25 protein-coding genes and 1 tRNA gene are annotated in these 23,915 nt (G+C 62.0%); 4 read left to right on the top strand and 22 right to left on the bottom strand.

Annotation, left to right across the window (positions count from 1 at the left end; translation table 11 throughout):
• Positions 1–97: 97 nt before the first annotated feature.
• On the bottom strand, positions 98–253 hold the full coding sequence (locus I2E45_RS09090; RefSeq protein WP_195445825.1) for a hypothetical protein: 156 nt from the start codon (positions 251–253) through the stop codon (positions 98–100).
• A 39-nt stretch (positions 254–292) separates the two neighbouring features.
• On the opposite strand from I2E45_RS09090, the gene I2E45_RS10430 reads away from it, so the two are divergent.
• Positions 293–766: a helix-turn-helix domain-containing protein gene (locus I2E45_RS10430; protein ID WP_324249336.1), complete on the top strand. Its 474-nt coding sequence runs from the start codon at positions 293–295 to the stop codon at positions 764–766.
• Between the two features lie 4 nt (positions 767–770).
• Here the strand turns inward: I2E45_RS10430 and istB are convergent, their stop codons facing one another.
• Complete coding sequence (gene istB, locus I2E45_RS09080; RefSeq protein WP_195445823.1) at positions 771–1,367, bottom strand: IS21-like element helper ATPase IstB; 597 nt, start codon at positions 1,365–1,367, stop codon at positions 771–773.
• Between the two features lie 386 nt (positions 1,368–1,753).
• Between istB and I2E45_RS09075 the strand changes: the two genes are divergently transcribed.
• Positions 1,754–2,155, top strand: coding sequence for a hypothetical protein (locus I2E45_RS09075; RefSeq protein WP_195364264.1), 402 nt, complete (start codon positions 1,754–1,756; stop codon positions 2,153–2,155).
• 1,029 nt (positions 2,156–3,184) lie between these two features.
• On the opposite strand, the gene I2E45_RS10610 is transcribed toward I2E45_RS09075, so the two are convergent.
• On the bottom strand, positions 3,185–3,784 hold the full coding sequence (locus I2E45_RS10610; protein ID WP_411161281.1) for a DUF1648 domain-containing protein: 600 nt from the start codon (positions 3,782–3,784) through the stop codon (positions 3,185–3,187).
• Between the two features lie 324 nt (positions 3,785–4,108).
• Between I2E45_RS10610 and I2E45_RS09065 the strand changes: the two genes are divergently transcribed.
• Positions 4,109–4,963 (top strand): BspA family leucine-rich repeat surface protein, encoded by an 855-nt coding sequence (locus I2E45_RS09065; RefSeq protein ID WP_195445818.1) that lies wholly within the window; start codon positions 4,109–4,111, stop codon positions 4,961–4,963.
• A gap of 529 nt (positions 4,964–5,492) precedes the next feature.
• Positions 5,493–5,960: a DUF6273 domain-containing protein gene (locus I2E45_RS09060; RefSeq protein ID WP_195445815.1), complete on the top strand. Its 468-nt coding sequence runs from the start codon at positions 5,493–5,495 to the stop codon at positions 5,958–5,960.
• A gap of 668 nt (positions 5,961–6,628) precedes the next feature.
• On the opposite strand, the gene I2E45_RS09055 is transcribed toward I2E45_RS09060, so the two are convergent.
• The 19 genes from I2E45_RS09055 to I2E45_RS08965 all read right to left on the bottom strand — a co-directional run bounded on the left by I2E45_RS09055 (position 6,629) and on the right by I2E45_RS08965 (position 23,863).
• Positions 6,629–6,705: transfer RNA gene (locus I2E45_RS09055), tRNA-Pro, on the bottom strand.
• 80 nt (positions 6,706–6,785) lie between these two features.
• Positions 6,786–7,997 carry a bifunctional phosphopantothenoylcysteine decarboxylase/phosphopantothenate--cysteine ligase CoaBC gene (gene coaBC, locus I2E45_RS09050; RefSeq protein ID WP_229058917.1) on the bottom strand — a complete coding sequence of 404 codons (1,212 nt, stop codon included), beginning with the start codon at positions 7,995–7,997 and terminating at the stop codon, positions 6,786–6,788.
• A gap of 3 nt (positions 7,998–8,000) precedes the next feature.
• Complete coding sequence (locus I2E45_RS09045) at positions 8,001–8,720, bottom strand: zinc ribbon domain-containing protein (protein ID WP_195445814.1); 720 nt, start codon at positions 8,718–8,720, stop codon at positions 8,001–8,003.
• Positions 8,717–9,526, bottom strand: a complete 810-nt coding sequence (locus tag I2E45_RS09040) for a Nif3-like dinuclear metal center hexameric protein (protein ID WP_195445811.1) — start codon at positions 9,524–9,526, stop codon at positions 8,717–8,719. The genes I2E45_RS09045 and I2E45_RS09040 overlap by 4 nt, the downstream gene beginning before the upstream one ends.
• On the bottom strand, positions 9,523–10,701 hold the full coding sequence (locus tag I2E45_RS09035) for a cysteine desulfurase family protein (RefSeq protein WP_195445809.1): 1,179 nt from the start codon (positions 10,699–10,701) through the stop codon (positions 9,523–9,525). The genes I2E45_RS09040 and I2E45_RS09035 overlap by 4 nt, the downstream gene beginning before the upstream one ends.
• A gap of 6 nt (positions 10,702–10,707) precedes the next feature.
• Positions 10,708–11,379, bottom strand: a complete 672-nt coding sequence (gene rpe, locus I2E45_RS09030) for a ribulose-phosphate 3-epimerase (RefSeq protein ID WP_195445808.1) — start codon at positions 11,377–11,379, stop codon at positions 10,708–10,710.
• A gap of 18 nt (positions 11,380–11,397) precedes the next feature.
• Positions 11,398–12,405 carry an NAD(P)H-dependent glycerol-3-phosphate dehydrogenase gene (locus I2E45_RS09025; RefSeq protein ID WP_195445805.1) on the bottom strand — a complete coding sequence of 336 codons (1,008 nt, stop codon included), beginning with the start codon at positions 12,403–12,405 and terminating at the stop codon, positions 11,398–11,400.
• Between the two features lie 9 nt (positions 12,406–12,414).
• On the bottom strand, positions 12,415–13,098 hold the full coding sequence (gene plsY / locus I2E45_RS09020; protein ID WP_195445803.1) for a glycerol-3-phosphate 1-O-acyltransferase PlsY: 684 nt from the start codon (positions 13,096–13,098) through the stop codon (positions 12,415–12,417).
• A complete protein-coding gene (gene der / locus I2E45_RS09015) occupies positions 13,091–14,425 on the bottom strand; it encodes a ribosome biogenesis GTPase Der (protein ID WP_006236029.1) in 1,335 nt (444 codons plus the stop codon). Before der ends, plsY begins: the two co-directional genes overlap by 8 nt.
• Positions 14,426–14,435: 10 nt before the next feature.
• A complete protein-coding gene (locus tag I2E45_RS09010; protein WP_195445801.1) occupies positions 14,436–15,878 on the bottom strand; it encodes a DUF512 domain-containing protein in 1,443 nt (480 codons plus the stop codon).
• Between the two features lie 2 nt (positions 15,879–15,880).
• A complete protein-coding gene (locus tag I2E45_RS09005) occupies positions 15,881–16,780 on the bottom strand; it encodes a 4-hydroxy-3-methylbut-2-enyl diphosphate reductase (protein ID WP_195445799.1) in 900 nt (299 codons plus the stop codon).
• Positions 16,781–16,782: 2 nt separating this feature from the next.
• A complete protein-coding gene (locus I2E45_RS09000; RefSeq protein ID WP_195445797.1) occupies positions 16,783–17,511 on the bottom strand; it encodes a lysophospholipid acyltransferase family protein in 729 nt (242 codons plus the stop codon).
• A gap of 3 nt (positions 17,512–17,514) precedes the next feature.
• Positions 17,515–18,201, bottom strand: a complete 687-nt coding sequence (gene cmk / locus I2E45_RS08995; protein ID WP_117769690.1) for a (d)CMP kinase — start codon at positions 18,199–18,201, stop codon at positions 17,515–17,517.
• Positions 18,202–18,267: 66 nt separating this feature from the next.
• A complete protein-coding gene (locus I2E45_RS08990) occupies positions 18,268–19,230 on the bottom strand; it encodes a pseudouridine synthase (protein WP_411161280.1) in 963 nt (320 codons plus the stop codon).
• Positions 19,217–19,945, bottom strand: coding sequence for an SMC-Scp complex subunit ScpB (gene scpB, locus I2E45_RS08985; protein WP_195445795.1), 729 nt, complete (start codon positions 19,943–19,945; stop codon positions 19,217–19,219). Before scpB ends, I2E45_RS08990 begins: the two co-directional genes overlap by 14 nt.
• Before the next feature lie 11 nt (positions 19,946–19,956).
• Entirely contained in the window at positions 19,957–20,769 is an 813-nt protein-coding gene (locus I2E45_RS08980; protein WP_022095099.1) for a segregation and condensation protein A, read from the bottom strand.
• Positions 20,770–20,853: 84 nt separating this feature from the next.
• Complete coding sequence (locus tag I2E45_RS08975) at positions 20,854–21,537, bottom strand: site-2 protease family protein (RefSeq protein ID WP_195445793.1); 684 nt, start codon at positions 21,535–21,537, stop codon at positions 20,854–20,856.
• A 9-nt stretch (positions 21,538–21,546) separates the two neighbouring features.
• Positions 21,547–21,843, bottom strand: a complete 297-nt coding sequence (locus I2E45_RS08970) for a hypothetical protein (protein WP_164473297.1) — start codon at positions 21,841–21,843, stop codon at positions 21,547–21,549.
• Positions 21,830–23,863, bottom strand: a complete 2,034-nt coding sequence (locus I2E45_RS08965; RefSeq protein ID WP_195445792.1) for an ABC-F family ATP-binding cassette domain-containing protein — start codon at positions 23,861–23,863, stop codon at positions 21,830–21,832. Before I2E45_RS08965 ends, I2E45_RS08970 begins: the two co-directional genes overlap by 14 nt.
• Positions 23,864–23,915 lie beyond the last annotated feature (52 nt).

Here is a 23,915-nt window from a genome sequence, read left to right as displayed (position 1 = left end):
CGACGGGAAACGAAAAAGCCCGGTTTAAAACCGGGCTCGAACAAACACGCCTATTGACAATGGCTTTCTCATATTAATAAAAGAAAGGCCACCGTCGCTAAGACGATGACCCAACTTCATTAAGCAACGGCTCTGCCCAGCTCTCTACAACTTGGGCTGCCGTCGGCACCATTTTACCCTCCTGATGAGGAATTCGTCCATATTTCAAAAACCAAATTGCGTTTGCTATCGAAGCCTTGATTATCAACTTCATCCGAACACCTCCCACATTCATCCGCACATGTGCGGATGAATGTGGGAACCCGATACCCTGAGGGCCGGACCCGCCGGCCCCGGGAGATCGGAGGACGGCCGGTCCGGAAAGAGGAAGAAGGGTTCCGCGGAGGCGGCCCCGAGGGCCAACGGCAGGCTCACCAGGCACGAGCGGGACACGGTCCAGAGGATGCTGGAGCGCAGGGCCTCGTGCAGGGAGATCGCCAGGGAGCTGGGCAGGTCGCCCTCGGCGGTGAGCGCCGAGGTGGCGTCGCACAGGTTCGTGACGGCGCCGAAGTCCAGGCGCGGCGAGCGCGTCGACGGCTCGGCCGACCTGTCGGCGGCCTGCCCGCGCCTGGCGGCGTGGCCGCGCTGCTGCAACGGGTGCGGCAGGTACCGTGCGATCGGCTGCAAGCGCCGCCCGCACGTATTCTGTGTTTCGTCAAGAGGATTTGAGCAAAAAGAGCATCGGAAATTGAGCAGTCACAGCATCGGAAGCGCGCACGCTTTTTGAGCGGCTAGCCCTCCTGCATGAGGGCATGGCGAACGCGGTAGGACTCGCCGCGGAACTGGACGAGCCTCCCGTGGTGGACGATGCGGCCGATCACGGCGGCGGCCATCTGGTCGTCCCCGAACACCGACCCCCACCTGCTGAACTCCAGGTTCGTGGTGATTACCACCGACTGCCTCTCGTATGCGTCGGCGAAGACCTGGAAGAGCAGTCTCGCCCCGTCCGCGTCGAGCGGGAGAAACCCGAGCTCGTCGATGACGAGCAGGCGGGCCTTGCCGATGAGCGCGGCCTCCCGGTCGAGCCTCCCGTCGTCGCGGGCGCGCCTCAGGCGCATCACGAGCGAGGACGCCGTGAAGAAGCGCGCCTCGAGCCTCCTCTCGCACGCCAGCGCGCAGAGGGCCGACGCCATGTGCGTCTTGCCGGTGCCGACGTCGCCCATGAGCACGAGGTCCTCCCTGCGCTCGACGAAGTCGAGCGCGAGCAGCGACTCGCGCCCCATGCCCTCCGGCCACGACACGGCCGACCAGTCGTAGCCGTCGAAGGTGAGCGAGCACGACCGCCCGGCCTCCACGACCCTGCGGGCCAGCTCCTCGCTAGCTGCCATCGGCGACCGCCCCCTTCAGGAACCCGTCGTAGACCGACAGGTCGGCCCCGCCGGCCCCGCCGAGAGGGCGCGCGCAGAGAGGGGCGATGCCCCGCTGGCCTAGCCTAAGGGCGAAAACGGAATAGACGGACCGACCGTACGGCTGAGTCTGGGAAGAGGTGCCGGGCGGCGGGCGGAGCATGGCCACCGGACCCATCGAAACACATCTCCACCGTTCCTTCAACTGGGAAAACGACGCCCCCGTGGCCTGAATGGGGCCTCGGGGGCGTTCGGCTAACTGCGGGAATGGCCTATCCGCTCAATGTGTTCGTCTGAGATCGGAAATCAACCATATTATGGGCACAGTCGGCAATTGGGTTGGATAGCCTCGCACCGGAGGAATCAACATGAGTACAAGTAGCTACAAACCGCAAAAAGGCCGTGGCCTCCCGTGGCCTTTAGACACGGACGCTCCATCGGTTGCCGATCAGGCCGAGACGCCTAGCGAGATGGAGGCGGCGCTTGACGTTCGACAGGATGAGATTGCAAAGAGCGAGATCCTGAGTGGAATCAACAGGCCATCCTACGACTCATTATTTGCGGTCGCGAAGAATCGCGTCCAGCTTGCGATTCTGATCATGATTTGCTCCTTCCAGACGTCCAAAGGGCCTAATAGGAAGGATGCCAACGGAAAAGAACTTACAAAAGGTCTTTTCATGCGTCAGGACAAGCTCGAAAAAAAGTCTGTTCGACTCAACCGACTGTATCGAAAGCTCTGGGCGAGCTGGCTCATCGAGGCATCATCATGAAGACCGATGGGGTGTGGGTCATCGTTTGGGCTCAGCTCGATATTCAAGCGCGTGAGGCCGGATGGGATCCGCGCGCGGACGCGGGCGGCGAGGTCGGACGTGAAAGCCGGACCGCAGAGGTATCGAGCGCACGCGGCCAGGGCCTCGAGGGCGCCTGGCGGGTAGGGAGATCCGAGCATGAGGCAGGACAACGCGCAGGCCCGCGAAAGGTTCACGAGCTCCCCCGCGACGCGGCTGGACCCTTGGCTGCCCCTCGTAAAGGATGCAGAAGACACGGTCGAGGTCCGACGGTTCGACCAGGCTGTACCGGCAGTCCGCGTACAGTGCGAAGCCCCTCCCGCGCGGGTCGCCGTCCGAGTCCTCATCCGGCTCATGATGGCGCACCTCAACCCAAAGGCCCTCCAACACGTCGTCGAACCCGAAATCGAGCTCCGCCTGGACGCTCTCGCCGAGCGCATCGCCCAGGGCGAGCTCCGGCACCTTCGTCACACGGCCGTCCAGCCACTCAATCTCTGTCATCGCGCGCATGGTGCAAGCCCCTTCCGACACGGGATTGTCAGCTCAACCCGACCCTTACCCATACGGACGAACATAACTCGCCAGGGGGAAGCCCCTGAAGGCCGTGCGCCACAACATGAGGCCGAATCCGCCCCCGGCTGGACAGGCCAACAACGAAGGAGCACACGGAACCGGCGCGGCGTTACAACCGTCCCGGCAAGCGTGTCACTTGGCCAAGTCATGATGCCGACAAACCCGGAAATGCTCCAACGGAGCGCCGAACGAGCGTAACAATATAAAGCCGTGCAACACGTGTTGGACGACCGGAACATCCCAAACAAAGGCCTGTAGGTCCCACCTTCAAGCCCAATAGCAAAATGTGCATCAGCGGATTTGCAGCGATACAAGTCTCAACCGTCACCATCACACCGCAGCGCGCCTAGTCCCACTCATCCTACTGCAAATGTCCCAGAACGAGAAAACGACCAGCTTAACATGCCAACCTTTATATCCGCACGCGCGTAATTCAACTCATAAGGACCGGCTATCCCTTACCTGTGACACAATCTCAAACGCACAGAACAGAATCATCAGTCCAATCATCGTATAAGAGGCAGCCGAACCTTCAAGCACTATTCCACAAAGAACAATCTCCGCGCAGCCAATAAGAACTGTTATCAGGCGCTCTGCCTTTTTGCTCTCGCCGCTCGCATAAAAAGGCGGCAAAGCGCACAAGATCACATATAGCCCGGGAAGGGAATACAGGATCGATAGTCCAAGTCCCCCATCAACCGCAGTGCTTTGCGTAAGAATCAACTGAACCCAAACGGCAATTATCACTGAGCAGGTTGTCGATAAAAGAAGACTAGAAATATAGCACGCAACAAAGTCCCCTCGCATTCGAGCAGTGAAATCCGCGAACTCTCTTCGCCGCGTGGAAACAATAAGGTACACAGAAATTGCAATAGAACCAATCAGAGAAAACAGCGGAACAACCAGCAATTCAAGCTTATTACCCCATCGATCAACCACACCCCCACTCCAATGAGCGGGAATTGTATCAGGGAGGACTGACCAAGCCGCCCATAGAATCAGAAATGGAAGAATAGAGAGGATGAAAGATGATAACACTGCAGTAGTTTTTTTGAGGCTCTCATCGATTCCGCATCTCCTTGCGCGCCCACATTCCACTCCGCCTTAAATCAAGTATACGTTTTGGAACGGGATGTCACTCCGAACGCCTTACCCTCTTAGTGTGAATGCCGCTGCGGCATTGTTGACTCATCCTTAGTAATCGCGTCTATCCTCTGCAGCATCAGCCAAAGCAATCCGAGAGGAGCCGCACATGCATGCAGCGGAAATTCCTTTCGGGGGGGGGTATCTCCCAGATTTACCCGCCGCCCGAAGGGGCAGTCGACAGTCGAGTACGTACTGATCATCGCGATCATCGTCCTGGTGGTGCTGATCGCGGGACCGTGGGTCTCGTCGGCGATCACAAACCAGTTCAACACGGTGGCGGGGACGCTCGGCAACGGAATCTCAAAGGGGAGCTGGGAGTCGGGCGGCACGGGCGGCGGCAACGGGTCGTTGACCGACGCCGACATCGTGGACCCCGTTCACGGGATAGCGTTCGCCGTGTACTCGGAGGACGACCACAGCCTCATGTTCTACAAGCGCCGCGGGGTCCCCAGAGTCGGTGACATGCTCAACAGCCGCCGCGTGACGGCGGTGTATACGGGGTTCGAAAATGGATACGCCACCGCGACCGTGGGAAACGACGGCAAGACGACTGCCCCCTGGTGGCCTAACAGAAGTAATATCGTGGCCGTAAAGGCCATTGACGATGGCATAGAAATCCACTCGTTGGCATTTTGCTTTCAGTACATGGAGAACTGCAAGAGCTTTGATCTGGCAAAGTTCGACATGTCGAACTGCACAAATCTGCAGCACGCATTCGCGTATTGCGGCAATGCGACTTCCTTCAGTATTTCAAGCTGGGATACGTCCTCGGTCGTCGAATTCGACTCGGCGCTCAAAAACCTTTACAAGGTCGAGGAGATTGACATCTCCGGATGGTCGACGCGGAAAGCCGGCGATTTACGTCTCCTTTTTTCCACCGACAGTTCGCTGAAAAGCGTGAAATTTGGACCAGGGTGGAAGACCTCAGATGTTATGGATATGCTCGGCATGTTCAGCTATTGCAAAAATCTAAACCTCGACTGTTCCGATTGGAATGTCCCAACCTATGCCAATCATAGTGACTTCAATCACTGCGCCCCCGGCGTTATCCTCCCGAAGGCGTGGCAGTAGGTCTGAAGAAACAAAACGGCAAGCAGTTTATGTGGCGCGGGCACCCGTGCCGCCGTTGCCTCAGCGGCACGTTACGGGCTAGTCGGTTCGCTTTAACGTACGCTCTGCATGCAATATCAATCCCCATGCGAAGGGAGTGTCGCATATGCATGCAGCGGCAATTAACCTTCGGGGGGTGGGTATCTCCTAGGAATACCCGCCTCCGAGGCCAAGGAGCCATCGAGTACGTTCTGGTCATCGCGATTATCGTCCTGGTTGTGATGATAGCCGGCCCTTGGGTCTCGTCGGCAATCAGGAACCAGTTCAACACGGTGGCGGGAGTATTGGTAAACGGGACAGCAGGTGAGACTTGGGAACCGAGCGGTTCCGGCAGCGGTAACGGCGCGGGTTCCGCGACCGTCCAGGCGGCGCTCGCCAAGGACGCGAAGGACACGCGAAGGACTGGACCCTCGGTGAGCAGAAGGCAGTTGCCGAGGACATCGCCGCCAAGGGCGAGGCGTCGCCCGCCTACGCCAAGGCGAAGGCCGCGATGGATGCCGGCACCGAGTTCTCGATGAAGCTCACCGATGGCAAGACGCTGACTTACCGCATTATCGGCATCAATCTTGATGACCCTGCAGGCGGATCCGGCAAGGCGGGCCTCACGTTCCTCACCACCACGACGGGCATTTGGTCCCCCATGAACGCGATTGACACCAACGCCGGCGGTTGGGAGAAGTCTGAACTCCGTCAGAAAATGAACTCCGGCAAGATCTGGAATCTGATGCCCTCCGATTTCCAGTCCAAGGTGAAGGCCGTCAAAAAGCTATCGAACAATGTCGGGGGCGGTGATGAGAACAAGAACGCCGCCGTGACGGCTACCTCGGACAAGCTGTTCCTGCTCAGCTACTCTGAGATCGCCCCCCACCTCCTATTGGGCATCCTATCCCTGGACTTCCTCCGAGGGCACCCAGTACGAGGCCTTCAAAGGCAAGGTGACGGAGAACTATTCTGTTAATGCCTGTCTGAAGATTGGCAGCAGTTGGTGGGAGCGCTCGGTGAATCCGAGCAACTCCTACTACTTCCTCAATGTCGACAGCAGCGGCGACCCGACGTACGCCGACTACGCGGGGTACTCGTATTGCGTCTGCCCCGTTTGGTGCTTCTAGCTCAAATTTGATCTGATGTAAGGCCCGTGCAATCCTGCATGGGCCTTTCTTTTGGCAATTGCTCGACCGATTCGTGGCTTGAAACACAAATTATCGAGTTAAGGAGACATGGGGTCATACAGCGGCTCTCAGAGCGCCTGCCGCACTTCCCCGCCATTACCTTTGCGGCATCCTCGTATGGAGTCCATCCTGGTTGGCGTTTTGTTGTAACCGCTCACTTGTCCACAGATCAAGTGAACTGCTGGAATAAATACAGCGACACACTAGTTCGTTACAGTCGCCATATCTGCGTAAATCGCCGCGATAAATACAGCCTGTACTCGTCTGTATACCAGCTACGCGTATGTAGATTCATGTCGCGTTAATAAATCGGCTCAAGCGCGTGCAAAACGCGCAAGTAACCGCAAAAAGCGATTATCGCGCAGGTAGATTTTTGGCACCCTGTTGCTTAATCAAAATTAAGCAATTGCTTAAAACAAAAAAGGTCAGGCACTAGGTGCCTGACCTGCGAAACTTCTGGTCGGGACGACTGGATTCGAACCAGCGACCCCTTGACCCCCAGTCAAGTGCGCTACCAAGCTGCGCCACGTCCCGAAGCTTTTGTCTGTTGCTCTGCTCTCGCTCGCAACAGGGAGTATATTAACCCGAAACTTTAGACTTGTGCAAGAACTTTTTTACAAATTTTGAAGCAAGTCCAAAATTGTATCTGCGAGCTGGGGCTTTGTTAGCACGGGAAGTTCTTGCGTGCCCGCTGTGCTCACGATCCAGGCCTTGTTAGTGTCGGTTCCAAAGCCCGAATCGGCGCGCGAGACATCGTTGGCGATAATGGCATCGCAGCCCTTGCGGGCGAGCTTGCGCTGCGCGTACTCCACGACGTTATCGGTCTCGGCCGCAAATCCGATCACGCATCGCTCGCCCTTCTGGCGTGAGAGCTCGGCCAAAATATCGACCGTCTCGACCAGTTCGATGCGATCCAGGCGCTCGTTGGCCTTTTTGAGCTTATGGTCCGCAGGGGCCGCGGGGGTGTAGTCGGCGACGGCGGCCGCACAAATTGCCGCATCGGCCGTCTGGAAGGCGCTCGTCGCCGCCTGCAGCATCTCTGCGGCGGTCTGCACGCGTACGCACGCCACGCCGCGGGGAACATCGAGCGATGCCGGTCCCAGCACGAGCGTGACCGCAGCACCGCGGCGAGCAGCCTCCCCCGCCAGGGCGATGCCCATCTTGCCCGAAGAGCGGTTGCCAATGAATCGCACCGGGTCGATCGGCTCGTGCGTGGGGCCGGCGGTAATCACGATGTGCTTACCTACCAGGTTCTGAGGCGCGGGGTTCAGCACCTCACAGACAGCCTCGACGATGTCCTCGGGCTCGCTCATGCGTCCCGTGTCCACGTCGCCGCAGGCAAGGTAGCCGCTGCCCGGGCCCACCACATGCACGCCGCGGTCGCGCAGCGTGGTCATATTGGCCTGCGTCGCCGGTGCCTTCCACATGCCGTTGTTCATAGCGGGTGCGATCACGATGGGTCGCGGCGTCGCCAGCAGCGTGGTGGAGATAAGGTCATCGGCGATGCCGTTGGCCATCTTGGCGATGATATTGGCCGTCGCGGGCGCCACGACCACCAGGTCGGGCTCCTGTGCAAGCGAAATATGGTGGATGGGGTCGGAGGGATCGTCGAATAGGCCCACGGCAACGGGCTCGTTGGTGAGCGCACGGAAGGTGAGCGGGCCCACAAACTCGGTGGCATGCTCGCTCATAACGACCTTGACGCGCGCGCCGCGCTTTTGCAGCAGGCGCACGATATTGCACGACTTATAGGCGGCGATCCCGCCGGTAATGCCCAGCAGGATCGTTTTTCCCTCAAGTTGCATTGAATTGTTGGATGCCGCCATCGTTTAAGCTTCCTTGCTCGGGAGCACCAGGAGGCGGTGGCAGTACGGGCAGTGCGTAATTGACCTACCGTCGTGGTTGAGGTCGCTCATGGACGATGCCTGCAGCGCGGTGTGGCAAACCGTGGGGATATTGCCCTGGATGGTCTCGACGGCTAGGCCGCGGAACTGCTTGAGCAGACGCTCGTAGTCGGTGAGCACGTCGGCCGGCAGCGTGGCGGCAAGCGCAGTGCGCTCCTTAGTGGCGGCGTCAATCTGAGCCTGCAGGTCGGCAGCCTTGGCGCGGGCGGCCTTGGTATCGGCCTTCACGCCCTCTTCGAACTTGGCGATGATTGCCTGCGCGCGGGCCTCGCGGTCGAGTGCCTCCTTGTGGGCGATAACGACGTCCTTGCGGGTGTGCTCAATCTTGTCCAGACGCTTGGCCAGGGTGGCGAGCTCGTTTTCCAGGTCCTGAACCTCGCGGTAGTCGGAGCCGTCGACATGGCGCTTCTTGGCAGCCTCGATGGCGTTGTTGGTCTGAATCTCGGTGGTGTTGAGATCGTCGAGCTCAATGTCCAGATCCTTGCGCTGGGCGTAGAGCTTGGTCATCTCAGACTTGAGCTTCACATAGGTCTTGCGCTTGGAAGCGAGCTCCTTAAGCTCCGGCATATTGGCAAGTTCGCTCTTGTTGCGGGCGAGCTCCAAATCGATCTGTTGCAGCTTGAGTAGCGTAGCGCCGGCGCTCATAAGTTCTCTCCTTTTGTCACAGTCCACCATTGGCAAGGGTTCAGTATTTTAATCGCATGACGGGGGTCGACCCCGGCGTCAACTGCAGAGTTCATCAATATATCAACGAACGGCTCCTCGGAGCGGTCGTGGCCGAGCAAGATCGCCGACAGCCCGCGCAAGGCAAGGTCTTGCGCCACGTGGTAGCCCGCTTCGCCCGTCACGACAACGTCCGCGCCCGCGGCGATGGCGAGCTCTCCAAAGTCGCCCAGGGAGCCGCCCAAAATAGCGACGGTGCGGCACGGGCGATCGGCCTCGCCCCACACGCGCGGGTCGCTGCCGAAGGCCGTGGCAGCACGGGTGGCAAGATTGCGGAGCGTGCACGGGTCGTTGAGCGTTGCAAGTGCGCCCAGACCGGTGGCCTCGGGTTCGTCCACGTGCTCCAGTGAGCTCACGGGTGCGGCACCCAGCAGCTTGCTCAGGCAGACACGGGCTTCGTGCGAGCGGTCCAGGTTGGTGTGGAGCGATATGATGCTCACGCCGCAACGCGCTGCCTCGTAGAGCGCCGCGCTGCATTGGGGGCGTGTGGCATCGGCCGGACAAAAGGCCTCGGGCGCCTTGATGTATATGGGATGATGCGTCAGCAGCACGTTGGCACCGGCCTCGAGAGCACGGTGCACATTGGCTTTGGTCGCATCGAGTGCGCAGGCAACACCGGTGATCTCTGCAGCGGGATCTCCCACAGATAGCCCAACATGATCCCAGCCCTCGGCGTCCGCCTTGGGGTAGCGCTCCAGCAGCGCACGTTCAAGCTCGGCGACGATCATGCGGCACCCACGATCGAGAGCAGCGTCTGGGCAAAGTCGTCCAGGTCGGCAGGGTTCACACGGTCATCAAACGAGATACGCAGAGCGCCCAATGCCTGCTCGCGACCGATGCCCATCGCACTCAAAACGTGGCTGGGGTCCATACTGCCGCTCGAGCATGCCGAGCCTGCCGATACCTCAAAGCCGGCGGCGTCGAGCTTGACGATGAGCTCCTCGGAGTCCATGCCGTCGACGTAGATCGAAACCATACCCGGCAGACGATCGGCCTGTGCGTAGTCGCCCATGGTGGCATGAATACGCGGATGAGCCGTAAGCGTGGCGTAAAGCTTGTCGGATAAGGCCTGCAACGTTGTGCGCTCCTGGGCAACATTCGGCAACAGTGCGGAAGCGGCAGCGGCAAAAGCCAGCTGTGTACGCAGGTCCTGCGTGCCGGCACGTCGTCCGGCCTCCTGTCCTCCGCCAAAGATGCGGGGACGCAGCGGCGTGCGGTTCTTAAGGTAGAGTGCGCCGGATGCCACGGGGCCGCCGATCTTGTGCGCGGCAACGGTCATAGCATCGACGCCCAGCTCGGTGACATCGAGCGGAATATGCAGATACCCCTGGATGGCATCGGTGTGGAACAGGGCGCCCACGGTATGCGCGGCCGCGGCCAGCTCGCGGATGGGCTGCAACACGCCGGTCTCGTTGTTAGCAACCATAATGCTCACGAGCGCCACGTCGTCGCCGAGCAGCTCGACAAGCGTGGCAGGCTCAATGTAGCCCGCGCGGCAGGGCTGCACCAGGTCGACGGTAAAGCCGGCAGCACGCAGCAGCGGCAGGTTGTCCAGAATTGAATCGTGCTCGATCGCCGACACGATCACGCGGTCGCGCTTGCGATCGCGCTGACGGGCGCCCTCGGCAAGACCGAGCAAGGCTAGCTGGTTTGCCTCGGTACCGCCGTTGGTCAAGATGATCTCGGACGGGCGGACGCGCGCGCCAAAGCTGCGGGCGATCTCGCGACGTGCAACTTCCAGACGCGCGGCAGCCTTGCGGCCGAGCGAGTGCAGCGAGTTGGGGTTGACGCCTGCAAGCTCGCTATCGTCGTACTCACGCTGCGCAAGGCGCGCCTCGGCGCGCATGGGCGTCGAGGCGGCGTAGTCAAGATTCACGGGTATGCGGTTTTGACCTGCGGTCATAAGGGTTTATGCCTCCTGTGCGGCCTCGTTGCCCAGCTTCTGCAGCAGCGCAACCTCAGCGGCGGGATCTTCGGACTTAAATACGGCGGAACCGGCCACGAGAACGTTGGCACCAGCCTTGACAACCTCGGCGATGTTCTTGGAAGAGATGCCGCCGTCGACCTCGATCAGGGGCGACACGCCGTGGCGCTCGCACATGGCTTTGAGCTCGTGGAGCTTGGCGATGGTGCCCGGGATAAAGCTCTGGCCGCCAAAGCCGGGATTTACGCTCATCAGCAGCACCATATCGACGACGTCGATGATGCTCTCGAGTACGCACACGGGGGTGGCGGGGTTGAGCACCACGCCGGCCTTGACGCCGCGCTGCTGCAGATGCGTGAGCGTGCGGTGCAGGTGCGTGGAGGCCTCGTAGTGCACGGTGATCATGTCGGCACCGGCGTCGGCGTACCAATCGACCGTCTCGTCGGGGTTCGACACCATCAGGTGCGCGTCGACCGGTACATCGGTGGAGCGCTTGACGGCCTTAAGGATGTCAACGCCAAAGGTGAGGTTGCCGGTAAAGTGACCGTCCATAACGTCGAAGTGCACATAGTCGGCGCCGGCGATCTTGTCGAGGTCGCCCTTGAGGTTGGCCATATCGGCCGAAAGGATGGACGGAGCGATTTTAATGGAGCCCATGGTAGAAGCCTTTCTGCGCTAGTCGGTGAGTCCGTAGAACTCTTGGGAGGGTACGCGGTCGGTAAGAATCTCGAGCGCCCTATCCAAAGTAACACCGTTGTAGAGCGTTTGCTCCACGGCAAAGGTGAGCGGAATGTCTACGCCCAGTGAACGGGCAAGCTCGCTCACGCTGCGGGCCGCGACGGCGCCCTCAACAACCATATGCGTGCGCGTCTGATACTCGTTGAGCGACACGCCGTGGGCAAACTCGTAGCCAAAGGTGCGGTTGCGCGAATGCTCCGAGGTGCAGGTGGCAATGAGGTCGCCCATGCCGGCAAGTCCCATGCAGGTCATAGCTTGACCGCCGCGGGCGTGCACCAGACGGCTGATCTCTGCCAGGCCGCGCGTCATGATGAGGGCAAGCGTGTTGTCGCCCGCACCGGTGCCGGCGGAGATGCCGCACACGATGGCGATAACGTTTTTCATGGCGCCGCAGACCTCGACACCGGTCATGTCTTGCGACAGGTAGATGCGAAAGGCCGTTGACAGGAGCAGGTCCTTAAAGGTCTCCCCTACCTGCGTATCTTCGCTGGCGATGACGGCGGCAGAAAGACCTCCGCGGCAGATTTCCTCAGCATGGTTGGGGCCCGAGAGCGCCGCCACGCGTGACTCGTTGCCAATCTCGCTGGCGATGACCTCGCTCATGAGCAGGCCGGACTCGGGCTCAATGCCCTTGGTGAGGCAGAGCACCGGGGTATCGGCGGCGATAAAGGTCGCGGCCTGGTGGCACACGCTGCGAAGGTGCGTCGAAGGAACGGCAAAGATGATGGCCTCGGCGCCGTCGAGCGCCTGCGACAGGTCCGTGGTGGCGACGACGTTGCCGGGCAGCTCGTAGTCCACAAGGTAGCGGGGGTTGTGATGCTCGTCATTGATGCCGGCGGCCGTCTCCTCGCTATGGGCCCACATGGTCACGCGCTCGGCTCGCGCGGCGGCGAGGCCGGCGACGGCGGTTCCCCAGGAGCCGGAGCCAATCAGCGCAACATTCATGACTCTCTCCTACTTATCGTCGGGCTCGGTGACGCGCTTGGTAAACGAGAGCTTGGACTCCTTACCAGCCATGAGCTTTTGGATATTCGAGCGATGGGCCCATACCACGGTGATGCCGATCATCGCCATGCAGAACTTGAGCCCCAGGCTGCTGTACGGAAAGACCGCGCAAGCAGCGATGGGAAGACCGATGGCAGCGGCGAGTGAGCCCACCGACACAAACTTGGTGATGGCGACAGCCACGATAAACATGCCCAGCAGCGACAGGCCAATTGGCCAATACCAAGCAAGGATGACTCCCAGACCAACAGCGATACCCTTGCCGCCATGAAAGTTGAGGTAGGGCGAGAAGATGTGGCCCCACACGGCTGCCAGACAAATGACGCCGAGCATCCAGTCGCCGGGGGCTCCAGGCGCCATAATGTTCGGCGGAAAGCCATAGCCCAAGTCGGCAATGAGCGGACGCGCGATAAGGACGCAGATGGCGCCCTTAAGGCAGTCGAGCAGCAGCGTGAGCGCGGCCACCTTGGGGCCGGCCACACGCAGGGCGTTGGTGGTGCCGATGTTGCCGGAGCCCGCCTTGCGAATGTCGGTGTGGTTGAACACGCGGCCCAGGATCAGGCCAAACGGAATCGCCCCGATAAAGAACGAGACCACGGCGCAGATGGCGGTCAACAGAATCGGATTATGCATCCTTTTGCTCCTTCTTCCTAAAGAAGAGTCGAATGGGTGTGCCGGCAAAGTCGAAGGTCGAGCGCATGCGGTTCTCGACGTAGCGCTGATAGGTGTCGTTGACCAGGTCGCTGTGGTTGACGAAGAACGTGAACGTCGGCGGGTTGACGCCCGTCTGGGTCACGTAGTGCATGCGCAGGCGGCGCTTGCCGTCCACCACGGTATGACCGAACTCGCGCAGGTCGGTGAGGAACGTGTTGAGGCGCGAGGTGCTGATCTTTTGCGAGCGCGTCTTCTCGGCGGCGTCGACCATCGCCCAGATCTTCTCGACGCTGCGGCCGGTCAGGGCAGAGATGCGCAGGTACTGGGCCCAGGGAGCCATGACGCCCAGACGGCGGTCGATGGTCTCCATGCAGGCCTCGCGCTTACGGTCGTCGTCGAGCAGATCCCACTTGTTGAGCAGCACAACGATGGCGCATCCGCGCTCGATGGCCAAGCCCATGACCTTCTGGTCCTGCTCGGTAACGCCCACGGAGGCGTCGACGACGAGCAGCGCCACGTCGGCGCGGTCGATGGCGCGCAGGCCGCGAACCATGGAGTAGTACTCGATGTTCTCGTACACGGTGCTCTTCTTGCGAATGCCCGCGGTGTCGACCATGCGGTAGTGCTTGCCGTTGCGCTCGACGACCGTGTCGATGGCGTCGCGCGTGGTGCCGGCAATGTTGGACACGATGGAGCGGTCGGCGCCCAGGATGCGGTTGAACAGCGAAGACTTACCGGCGTTGGGGCGGCCGATGATGGCGACGTTCAGCGCGTCGGGGAACTCATCGGCGACCTCGTCCTCTTCCTCGGGAAGCAGGGCCACGATGTCGTCGAGCAGGTCGCCCGTGCCGTGACCATGCAGGGCCGAGAGCGGCGTGGGCTCACCGATGCCGAGCGAATAGAACTCCCAGATGCTGTCGTTCTCGCGATCGGGGTTGTCGAGCTTGTTCACCAGCAGAAAGACCGGCTTGTCGCAGCGCTTGAGCATGCGAGCGACCGACTCGTCCTCCTCGGTGACGCCGGTGCGGCCGTCGACCACAAACAGGATGACGGCGGCTTCCTCGGCGGCGGCGAGGGCCTGGTCGCGAATGGACGTGGCGAAGACGTCATCGCTCTTGAGCGGTTCGATGCCGCCCGTGTCGACGATGGTGAACTCGCGGCCGTTCCAATCGGCCGTGTGATACGAGCGGTCGCGCGTGACGCCGCGAGACTCGTGGACGATGGCGTCCGAGGTCTGGGCCAGGCGGTTAACGAGCGTGGACTTGCCCACGTTGGGGCGTCCGACGACGGCGACGATAGGTTTCATCTGCACTCCTTTAATGGGTAGGGTCAGCGGAATTAGTAGAGTCGGCAGGCACAATGCCAAGGATGTGCTCCAGGGTATCGAGCAGCTCATGCGGCATGGTCGACACCACATGAACCTCGGCGCCGCGACTGGTAAGGCTTGCGAGTAAATCGTCACGATGATACTCGTCAAGCGTCATGCCGTCAGCGTTGAACATGAGCTTAGGCACAAAGAGCATAACCCCCGACAGGTCCTGTGGCAGCTGCTCCAGAATGTCACACGCGACGATGAGGCCGGTCACGTCCACGTTGCCGCCAAAGTAGCGATTCTTGATGGCCGTGACGGTGCCGGCGAGCCCCTGCGGCGACTCCACAAAGCGCGCCACGGTGTCGCGTGCGCTGGCGCCTGAGAGGCATAGCAGGTGCTGGCTGCGAGCGGCGATGGCCTCGCGGACGCGGGCCAGTCGCTCGGCATCGGCGGCAAGCACATCGTCCGTCTCGTCTAGGTATGAGCGGATCATGCCAATACCGTCGTAGTACTGCGGATAGCCGTCGTAAAAGTCCGCCTCGGGCGGATCGATGCCGGCGTCCAGGTAGAACTCGTCGCTCATCTGGAAGGTGTGGCGGCCAAAGCGCTCGAAGGCACGATCCTGGAAGGGCCTGATCATGGCGATGGTCTCGCGTGCCAGTTCGGGTTTGTCGCTGTAGGACCAGCTAAAGCGGTTTTGGTGTTTGGTAAAACCGAGCGGCACAATGCCCAGGCTTGTTATTTGCTCGTGCTCCTCGCAAAAGCGCAGGGTCTTTTCCAGCTCCTCGCCGTCGTTCATGCCGGGGCACAACACGATTTGGGCGTGAATCTCGATGCCGGCGGTCATGATGGCCTCGAGTACGTCCATGCCTCGCTGGGCGTTGCGGCCCATCATACGACGGCGGACGTCGGGGCTCACGGCATGGACCGACACGTTCATGGGGCTCATGTTGCGCTGGATGACGTTTTGCACGTCCTCGTCGGTGAGGTTCGTGAGCGTGACAAAGTTGCCCTGCAAAAAGCTTAGGCGATAGTCGTCGTCGCGAATATAGAGCGTCGAGCGACCGCCCTTGGGAAGCATCGTCATAAAGCAGAACACGCAGGCGTTCACACAGGTACGCATGCCATCGAAGATAGGGCCGTCGAACTCCAAACCCCAGTCCTCGCCCGGGAAGCGGTCGAGCTCGACGGGGGTGACGGTGCCGTCGCGCGGGTCGAAAACCTCGAGGTCGACGGTGTCGTCGTCGGCCTCCCAGAGCCACACGATCATGTCGGTGAGCGCCTCACCGTTGACCGTGAGCACGCGCATGCCCGGCTCGATACCCACATCCCACGCGGGCGATTCGGGACGCACGTTCTTTACGAGCGCGCCCTCACCCGGCTCGGGGTCGCGGCTGCGCCCGTAATCGGCCACCTCGGCGGCGTATGCGGGTACGGTCTGGTCCATGATTAGCGGCAAAGCTCCTTGATGCGCTCGACGGCGCGCTCGATGTGTTCTTGCGGGGTGGAGGCTCCGGCGGTGATGCCGATGTGGTGAGCGTCGGTAAACCATGCGGCCTGGAGCTCGGAAGCTTCCTCGATGTGATACGTGCGCTCGCAGGCGTCTGCGCAAATCTGCGCCAGGCGGCGGGTGTTGCCCGAGTTCTTGCCGCCCACGACGACCATGCAGTCGCAGCGGTTGGCAAGTGTGGCTGCTGCCTGTTGACGCTCACTCGTGGCGGCGCAGATGGTGTTGATCACACGCAGCTCCTGCACGCGCGGGGTGATAGCTGCCACGACCTCGGCGAGGTTCTGCGCGGTCTGGGTGGTCTGCACGACGAGGCCTACCTTGCCCTTGAACGACAAGGCGTTGGCGTCGGCGGCACAGCTCACGACCAGCGCATCAGTGCCGGCGTGGCCCAGGATGCCCTCCACCTCAGGGTGACCTGGCTCGCCTACGACCACCACGCGGTAGCCCTCGCGCACCAGGCGCTCGGCTGCCATATGGACCTTCTTCACGTAAGGGCAGGTGGCGTCGACGACGTTAAGGCCACGCTCGCGAGCGGCATCGATCACCTGTGGCACCACTCCGTGCGCGCGAATGATTACGGTGCCCGATGCGGCGTCGTCCAGGTTCTCGGCCAGGCCAACGCCTGCCTCAGCAAGCTCGCGCACCACGATAGGGTTATGGATGAGCGGACCCAAGGTATGAACCTGAGTGCACTCCCCTGCCTGCGGCGCGGCGGCTAGCGCCATATCGAGCGCACGCTGTACGCCGTAGCAAGTACCGGCGTGGGCGGCGATCTCGATGGTAGGCGCGGTTGCCTGGTCGGACGCAGTCGCGGCGGTGTTCGTCACATTCTCGCTCATGGCTAGAACCTGCCCGGATGCTCGGCGCACAGCTCGTCTCGCATAGCGTAGACGCGGTTCATGGCCTCGGACTCAAACCATTCCAGGCGCTCCGTGCGTTTAAGCCCGGCCGGTGCGTCGGAAAGCGAGACGGCCTTGCCGGCGCGGATCCAGCACTTCTTGGGGCGCATGAGCTTTTTGCCCGCAGGCGTAATATCGGACCAGCCGCAGATGGCGAGCGGGTTGACGGGCGCCTTGCCCATCTGGGCGATGAGCGCAAAGCCGCCGTGGACCTCGGGCTTGATATCGCGCGAGCGGATGCGCGTGCCCTCGGGGAAAATCAGGACGTCCTCGCCGCGCTGCAGCGCATGCTGGGCGGCGCGCAGGCACTTCATATCGGCAGTACCACGCTCCACGGGGATGCCGCCAACGCGGCTGAAGGCCCAGCGCACAATCTTGCTCTTGGCGAACTCGGACTTAAAGATGGGACGAATGCGGCGGCCCCCAAAGAACAGCGCCGTCTCCACGGCCAAGAGCTCGGCCATCGAGGTGTGGTTGCAGATGACCACGCTGCCGCGGCCTTCCTGGCGCTCAAACAGAAGATCGGCGTCCTCGACCTTCCAGCGCCACATGAGCTTGGAGAAGGCCCAAAGGATGGCCATGACTACGACGACGGTGCCGCGGATGAGCGCTGGAAACTCGGCGTAGGGGGCGTTGTAATAGTCCTCGGGCGTCTGCTGAAACAGGCGCATGGGCTACCTCCTTTGGTTGATAAGGTCCTCGATTATCGAGACGACCTCGTCGATGGTGTGGGCGGTGGAGTCGACGTGCACGGCGTCCTCGGCGGGCACGAGCGGGGCGACCTCGCGGCTGCTGTCAAGCTTATCGCGCTGCTTGAGGGCGTCGAGGGTCTCGTCGACCTCGGCTTCGAGCTGCTCGGACGTGAGCGGCTGGGCGTCGTTTTGGTGACGCTGCAGCACGCGGCGGCGGGCGCGCTCACGCGGGTCGGCGGTCAGGAAGACCTTGACCTGCGCGTTAGGGAACACGACGGTGCCGATGTCGCGACCCTCGGCCACGATATCGCGGTCCTCGGCGGCGCGGCGCTGGTGGATGAGCATGGCGGCGCGCACGCCCGGATAGGCCGAGACCTTGGACACGTTGGCGTCGACCTGCGGGGTACGAATGGCGGCCGAAGCGTCCTGGCCGTCGATGGTCAGGCGCGTGTCCTCGCCGGTACCGTTGGTAAAGCGGATCTCGATTTGCTCGGCGAGGGCGTCGATTGCCGCCTCGTCGTCCAAATCGATGCCACGGTCGAGCGCGGCGAAGGTGACGGCGCGATACATGGCGCCCGTGTCGAGCTTGTTAAAGCCCAGCTGGCGGGCGATCTCCTTGGCGATGGTGGACTTGCCGGAACCGGCGGGGCCGTCGATGGCGACGATCATGCAATGCTTCCTTTCGATGGGTGACGTGCTGGTATGGTTCGCGGGCGTTGGGGCGCGGCGGGTTGCCTAGCCCGTGTAGCGCTCGCGGTAGGTGTTACGCTTGGGAGCGGAGCCGTGGCTGCCGTGGTGACGCGTGCGGCTGGCGGGCGTGTCTTGGGGCTTGCCGCCGCGTATGGCGCTGGCCTGCTTGGGAGGGATGCCACCGCTTTTGAGGATTTGTACCTCGCGCTCGGTGAGCTCGCGCCACGAGCCTTTGGCCACGTCCTTGAGCTCCAGGCCGGCAAAGTTACAGCGGTGCAGGCGGATCACCGGGTGGTGGATCTTGCTCAGCATGCGCTTGACCTGATTCTTGCGACCCTCGCGGATGATGACCTCCACGGCGGTGGTGCCGGGCTTGACGCCTTGCGGAGCCACGGCCTCGGCCTCGCGCGCGGTAATGACGCGGCAGATCGTCGGCTGGCACAGGCCGTCGTCGAGCTCGATGCCGCGGCGGAGCGGTTCTAAGTCGCGATCGGTCAGGTGGCCGTCCACGAGCGCCTGATAGGTCTTGTAGACGTGCTTGCTGGGGTGCAGCAGGTCCTGCGACAGATCACCGTCGGTGGTAAAGAGCAAAAGGCCCGTGGTGTCGCGGTCCAGGCGGCCCACCGGGAAGAGCCCCGGAAAGCGGTTGCGCGGTACCAGGTCGGCCACGCAGGGGCGCTCCTGCGGGTCGCTCATGGTGGTGAGGTAGCCGGTCGGCTTGTAGAGCATCAAGTACACGGCGCCCTGGTTGAGCTTGACGGGCATGCCGTCGACCTCGATATGGTCGCGGTCGACGTCGACCTTGGTGCCCAGCTCGGTCGCGACCTGACCGTTGACGGTCACGCGTCCGGCGGTCATCAGGTCCTCCGAGCCGCGGCGGCTCGCCACGCCCGCGCGCGCCAAAAAGCGCTGCAGGCGCATGGTGTGCGGATAGACGGGCTGGGCGTCGGTTGCGGGTACTGCGTTGCCCATGGCGCGCGTCTCCCCTACTTCGTTAGTCCTCGTCATTCAAATCCTCCGAGGTCTCGTCGACGACCAGAGTCTCCAAGTCCTCGACTGCCTCAACATCTTCAACATCGGTATCGATCAGTTCGCGCTCTTCGTCCAGGTTCTCGGCCTGCTCCTCGAGCGTGGACTGAATACTGCGGCCGCTCAGGCGCTCGCGGATAAACTGGCGCGACTGCTCGTCGGGGGCAAACTGCTCTAGGTCGGGCAGGTCTCGGGTGGAGCGCAGGCCGAATTTTTCCAAGAAGGCGTTGGTCGTGCCGTAGATGATGGCCTGACCGCGCTGGGGGTCGCGGCCGAGCTCACGCACCAGACCCTTGTCCACGAGCGACGCGATGACGCCGTCGGAATTGACGCCGCGGATGCCCTTGACCACCTCGCGCGTCACGGGCTGGTGGTATGCGATCACGGCCAGGGTTTCGAGCGCCGCCTGCGACAGCTTCTGCGTGTCCCAGCTCAACACATAGGCCTCGACCACATCGTGGTAGGCTGGGTGCGTAAACAGGCGCCAGCCGCCGGCGACCTCGCGCAGCTGAAAGCCGCGGTTGGCCTCCTCGTACTCAACCTTGAGCTCGGCGAGCATCGACGCGCACTCGCCGGGGGCGATATCCAGTGCGCCGGCCAGCGCGGGCGCACTCACCGGGTCGCTTGACACCAGCAGCAGCGCCTCGAGGGCGCCTTTGAGGCTGTTTGCCTCCAGCGTGGAAAGGGTTGACATGGTTGCGGCTCCTATTCGGTGAGCTCGGGGCCCTCGCCGGGCACATAGGCCTCGGCTCCCTCGACTCGGTTGATGCAGATGGTTCCAAAGATCTCGTCCTGGCTCAACGTGAGCGAGCCGCGCTTGGCAAGCTCAAGCATGGCCAGGAAGGTGACGACGAGCTGCTCGGTGGTGGCATCGCCGTCCAACAGCTCGCGGAAGGTGCAGGTTTGGTGCGCCATGGTAAAGCGGTCAACTGAGGCCACGGTCAGGTCGAGCGGCACGCGATGCGGCGCCACGTGCTCGGCCTCCAGCAGGAAGGTCTGGCGCTTGCCGTCCAGGTCGGCGCAGATGACGGCGAGGCCGCGCAGAGTAATGCCGGCCAGGTAGTCGGGCATAAGGCCTAAAAACTCGGGGTCGGGGCCGGCTACGCGCGGATGCATGCGGCTTTCGGCCTGCATGCGGGCACCGAGGGCCGCAGCCGCGCCTTTAAACTGCTTGTAGGCAATCAGGCGCTGGATCAGGACCTCGCGCAGGGCGTCGCCGTCGAGCGCGCTGAGCTCCTCGAGGTCTTCGTCAAACTCGTCATCGTCGTCATCGACTTTGCGCGGGGCCTCCTGCGGCACCAAGGAGGCGGCCTTGATGTCCAAAAGTGTTGCCGCGACCAGCAAAAAGTCGCTCGCCACGTCCAGGTCCAGCGCCTCGATGCGCTCGGCCTCGGCAAGGTATTGCTCGGCCACCTCGCTGATGGAGATGGCGCCGATATCTACTTTTTGGCGGGTTACCAGCTGCAGCAGCAGGTCGAACGGTCCGCTGTAGACCTGCGTCGACACGCGATACGACATCTTCGACCTCCTTTGACGGCGCCTTCGCGGCGCGGTTTGGGTGCATGTTGCGACCGTTTTGCACGGTCGACCTGTAAGTTTACCTTAGATGCCGGCGATTGCGAAGTTGAGCAGCTGCTCAGCAAGCGGATACACGGTAACGTCGAAATAGCGGCCGATCACGTCGATGCCGGTCCACATGGGCAGCAGGTACAGCACTAGGATGAGGATGGGCATAGCGTATTGCTGCAGACGATAATAGTTGTTGAGAGCCTTGCCTTTAAGGAACGGCACAATGATCGAAGAGCCGTCGAGCGGTGGGATCGGGATGAGGTTGAAGAACGCGAGCGACAGGTTGACTACGATAAACGTGGCGCCGAAGTTCATGATTTGGGACGCCACGGCAAAGGACATGCTGGCGTAGAGGTTGCCATAAGCTGCGTGCATGAGGGCCGCGGCCAGGCACGCGAGTGCGATGTTCGATGCGGGGCCTGCCGCGCTCACCAGGACCTCGTCGCGCTTGGGGTGCTTAAGGTTGTTAAGGTAGACGGGCACCGGCTTAGCGAAGGCGAACACCGGGCCGCCGGCCGCGAGCATGAGCAGCGGCAGGATGATGGTACCGAACGGGTCGATATGGTTGAGCAGGTTGAGCGAGACACGGCCGCGCGAGCGGGCCGTCTTGTCGCCGAGTGCCCAGGCAGCGGCGGCGTGTGCGCTCTCGTGGATGACGATGCCAACGATGACGGCGACGGCGCTGGCAAGCAGGTTCATGAAGTAGCTGCTGGACATGGCACTCCCCTAGCGGACGCGGCGCGAGGCGCGCGTGAGCAGGTAGTCGGCCACAAACAGGATGACGGCCACGATGGCGTAATCTAAGCGGAACACGCCGCCAAAGGGCGAGGTGATGACGCCGTAGCCGGCGATGGCACTCGGCAGTGCGCGCGAAAGCTCAACGACAAAGCCGACGATCTGCAGCTTGGCGGTCAGGCCGCTAAAGCACAGCAGCACGGTCATCGCGCTCATAAAAATGCCGCAGATGCGACAGGCGATGGCGATGATGCTCATCGCCACGGCAGCGGCCTTACGAGAGTTCACGCGCGGTCTCCTCTTCGATCTGGGTGGAAAGCTCCAGCCATTCGTCCTCGAGCTTGGGCAGCTCTTGCTTAAGGCCGTTATATTCCCCCAGCGCGGCGTTGAACTTGTCCTGATCGGCATAAAGCTCTTCGCTGGCCATCAATTCCATAAGCTCGTCATAGCGGGCGCGTTTTTTGTCGAGCTCAGCCTCGATCTTCTTGAGCTGGTTGCGCACGCCCTTGAGCTTTTTGTTGAGCGCAGCGCGGGCCTGGGCCTCGGCGCGCTTTTGCTCCTTGGTCTTTTTGCCCTCGGCAGGCTTGGAGGCGGTGGCGGGGGTGTCGGGCTGGGCCGCGGTGACCTTAGCGGACTTGGTCGCGGCCGGTGCGCTCTCCCCTGCCGCATCGGCCGCGGCGCGGGCTGCGAGGTCCTCGCGCTTGTAGAGGTAGTAGTCGTAGTCGCCGTCGTAGACCGTGACCTTGCCATCGCGGATGTCAATGATGCGGTTGGCCACGGCGCGCACCAGATGCTCGTCGTGGCTGATCAGCACGATGGTGCCGGGGAAGTTTTGCAGGGCGTTCTCGAGCATGTCCACCGAGTCGATGTCAAGGTGGTTGGTGGGCTCGTCCAGGCACAGGAGTGCCTCGGGGGCCACGAGCATCTTGGCCAGGGCCAGACGAGCCTTTTCGCCGCCGGAGAGAACGCGTACCTGCTTTTCGATTGCGTCGTTGTCGCTAAACAGGAAGGCACCCAGCAGGCTGCGCTGCTGCGGCACGGTCCACTTGGGCGTAACGGTGTCGATCTCTTGCAGGACGGTGTTGGACTCGGTCATACCCTCGAGAGCGTGCTGGGCGTAGTAGGCCACGCCCACGTTGGTGCCCAGGTCGCGGGTGCCGGTGGTGGGCGGCTCCAGGCCGGCGAGGATCTTCATGAGGGTGGACTTGCCGGCGCCGTTGGGGCCGACGAGCGCAACATGCTCGCCGCGGTAGAGCTTGAGGTCGATGTCGCTGTAGATGTGCTTGTTGCCGTAGGACTTGGACACGCCCTCCAGGCCGACGACCATGTCGCCGGAGCGCGGCGGGTCAGGGAACTTAAAGTCGATGTGCTTGTGGCCCTCGGGCAGGATGACAAGTTCCTTTTTAATCTGCTCGATCTTGCGGATGCGCTCCTGCGCCTGGGCGGCCTTGGTGGGCTTGTAGCGGAACTTGTCAACGAAGACCTGCATGTGGGCGATGTCGCGCTCCTGAGCGGCACGCTTGGCGCGCATCTGCTCCAGGTTGTCCTCGCGCTGTTTAAGGTAGCTGCTGTAGTTGCCGGTGTAGGTGGTCACGCGGCGGTTCTCGAGCGCGGCCACGTGGTCGACGCAGGCGTCCATAAAGGCTCGGTCGTGGCTGACGATGAGGACGGCGCCGTCGTAGTTAGCGATAAAGCCGTGCAGCCATTGGACGCTTTCAAGGTCCAGGTGGTTGGTGGGCTCGTCTAGAAGCAGCAGGTCGGGGTGGCGCAGGAAGAGCTTGGCCAGCGCGATGCGCATCTGCCAGCCGCCCGAGAACTCGGAGCACGGGCGCTCAAAGTCGGTGACCTTAAAGCCCAGGCCGGACAGGATTTTGCGGGCGTTGCTCTCGAGCTCGTAGCCGCCCAGGTGCTCAAAGCGGTCCTGGACCTGGCCGTACTCGTTGAGGAGCGCGTCGACGTCCTTGCCCTGCTCGGAGAGTTCGGTGATCTGAGCCTGCAGCTCGTTGGCACGCTCCCCCATGCGGCGGATTTCCTTGGCGGCGGCCATGACCTCGGCGAGGATGGTGGTGTCCTTGTGCTCAAGGTTGGTTTCCTGCTCTAGATATCCTACCTGGCAGTCCTTTGCGTACTGGATCTGGCCGGCGTCGGGGCTGTCGATGCCCATGATGATCTTGAGCATGGTGGTTTTGCCGGCGCCGTTGGGTCCCACGAGCGCAAAACGCTCGCCGGGGTTGATCTGGAAGGACGCGCCACTAAAGAGGACGCGCGCGCCGAAGCTTTTTTCGATCTTGTCGACCAGGAGGATCATGGTGCCGCCTTTGACCTTGTGTGCCTATATGAAAAAAGGCCCCAACTTGCGT

Origin of the sequence: Collinsella aerofaciens, assembly GCF_015555045.1 — a bacterium.
GTDB lineage: Bacteria > Actinomycetota > Coriobacteriia > Coriobacteriales > Coriobacteriaceae > Collinsella > Collinsella aerofaciens_W.
This window is presented reverse-complemented; position numbering and strand designations above follow the sequence as displayed.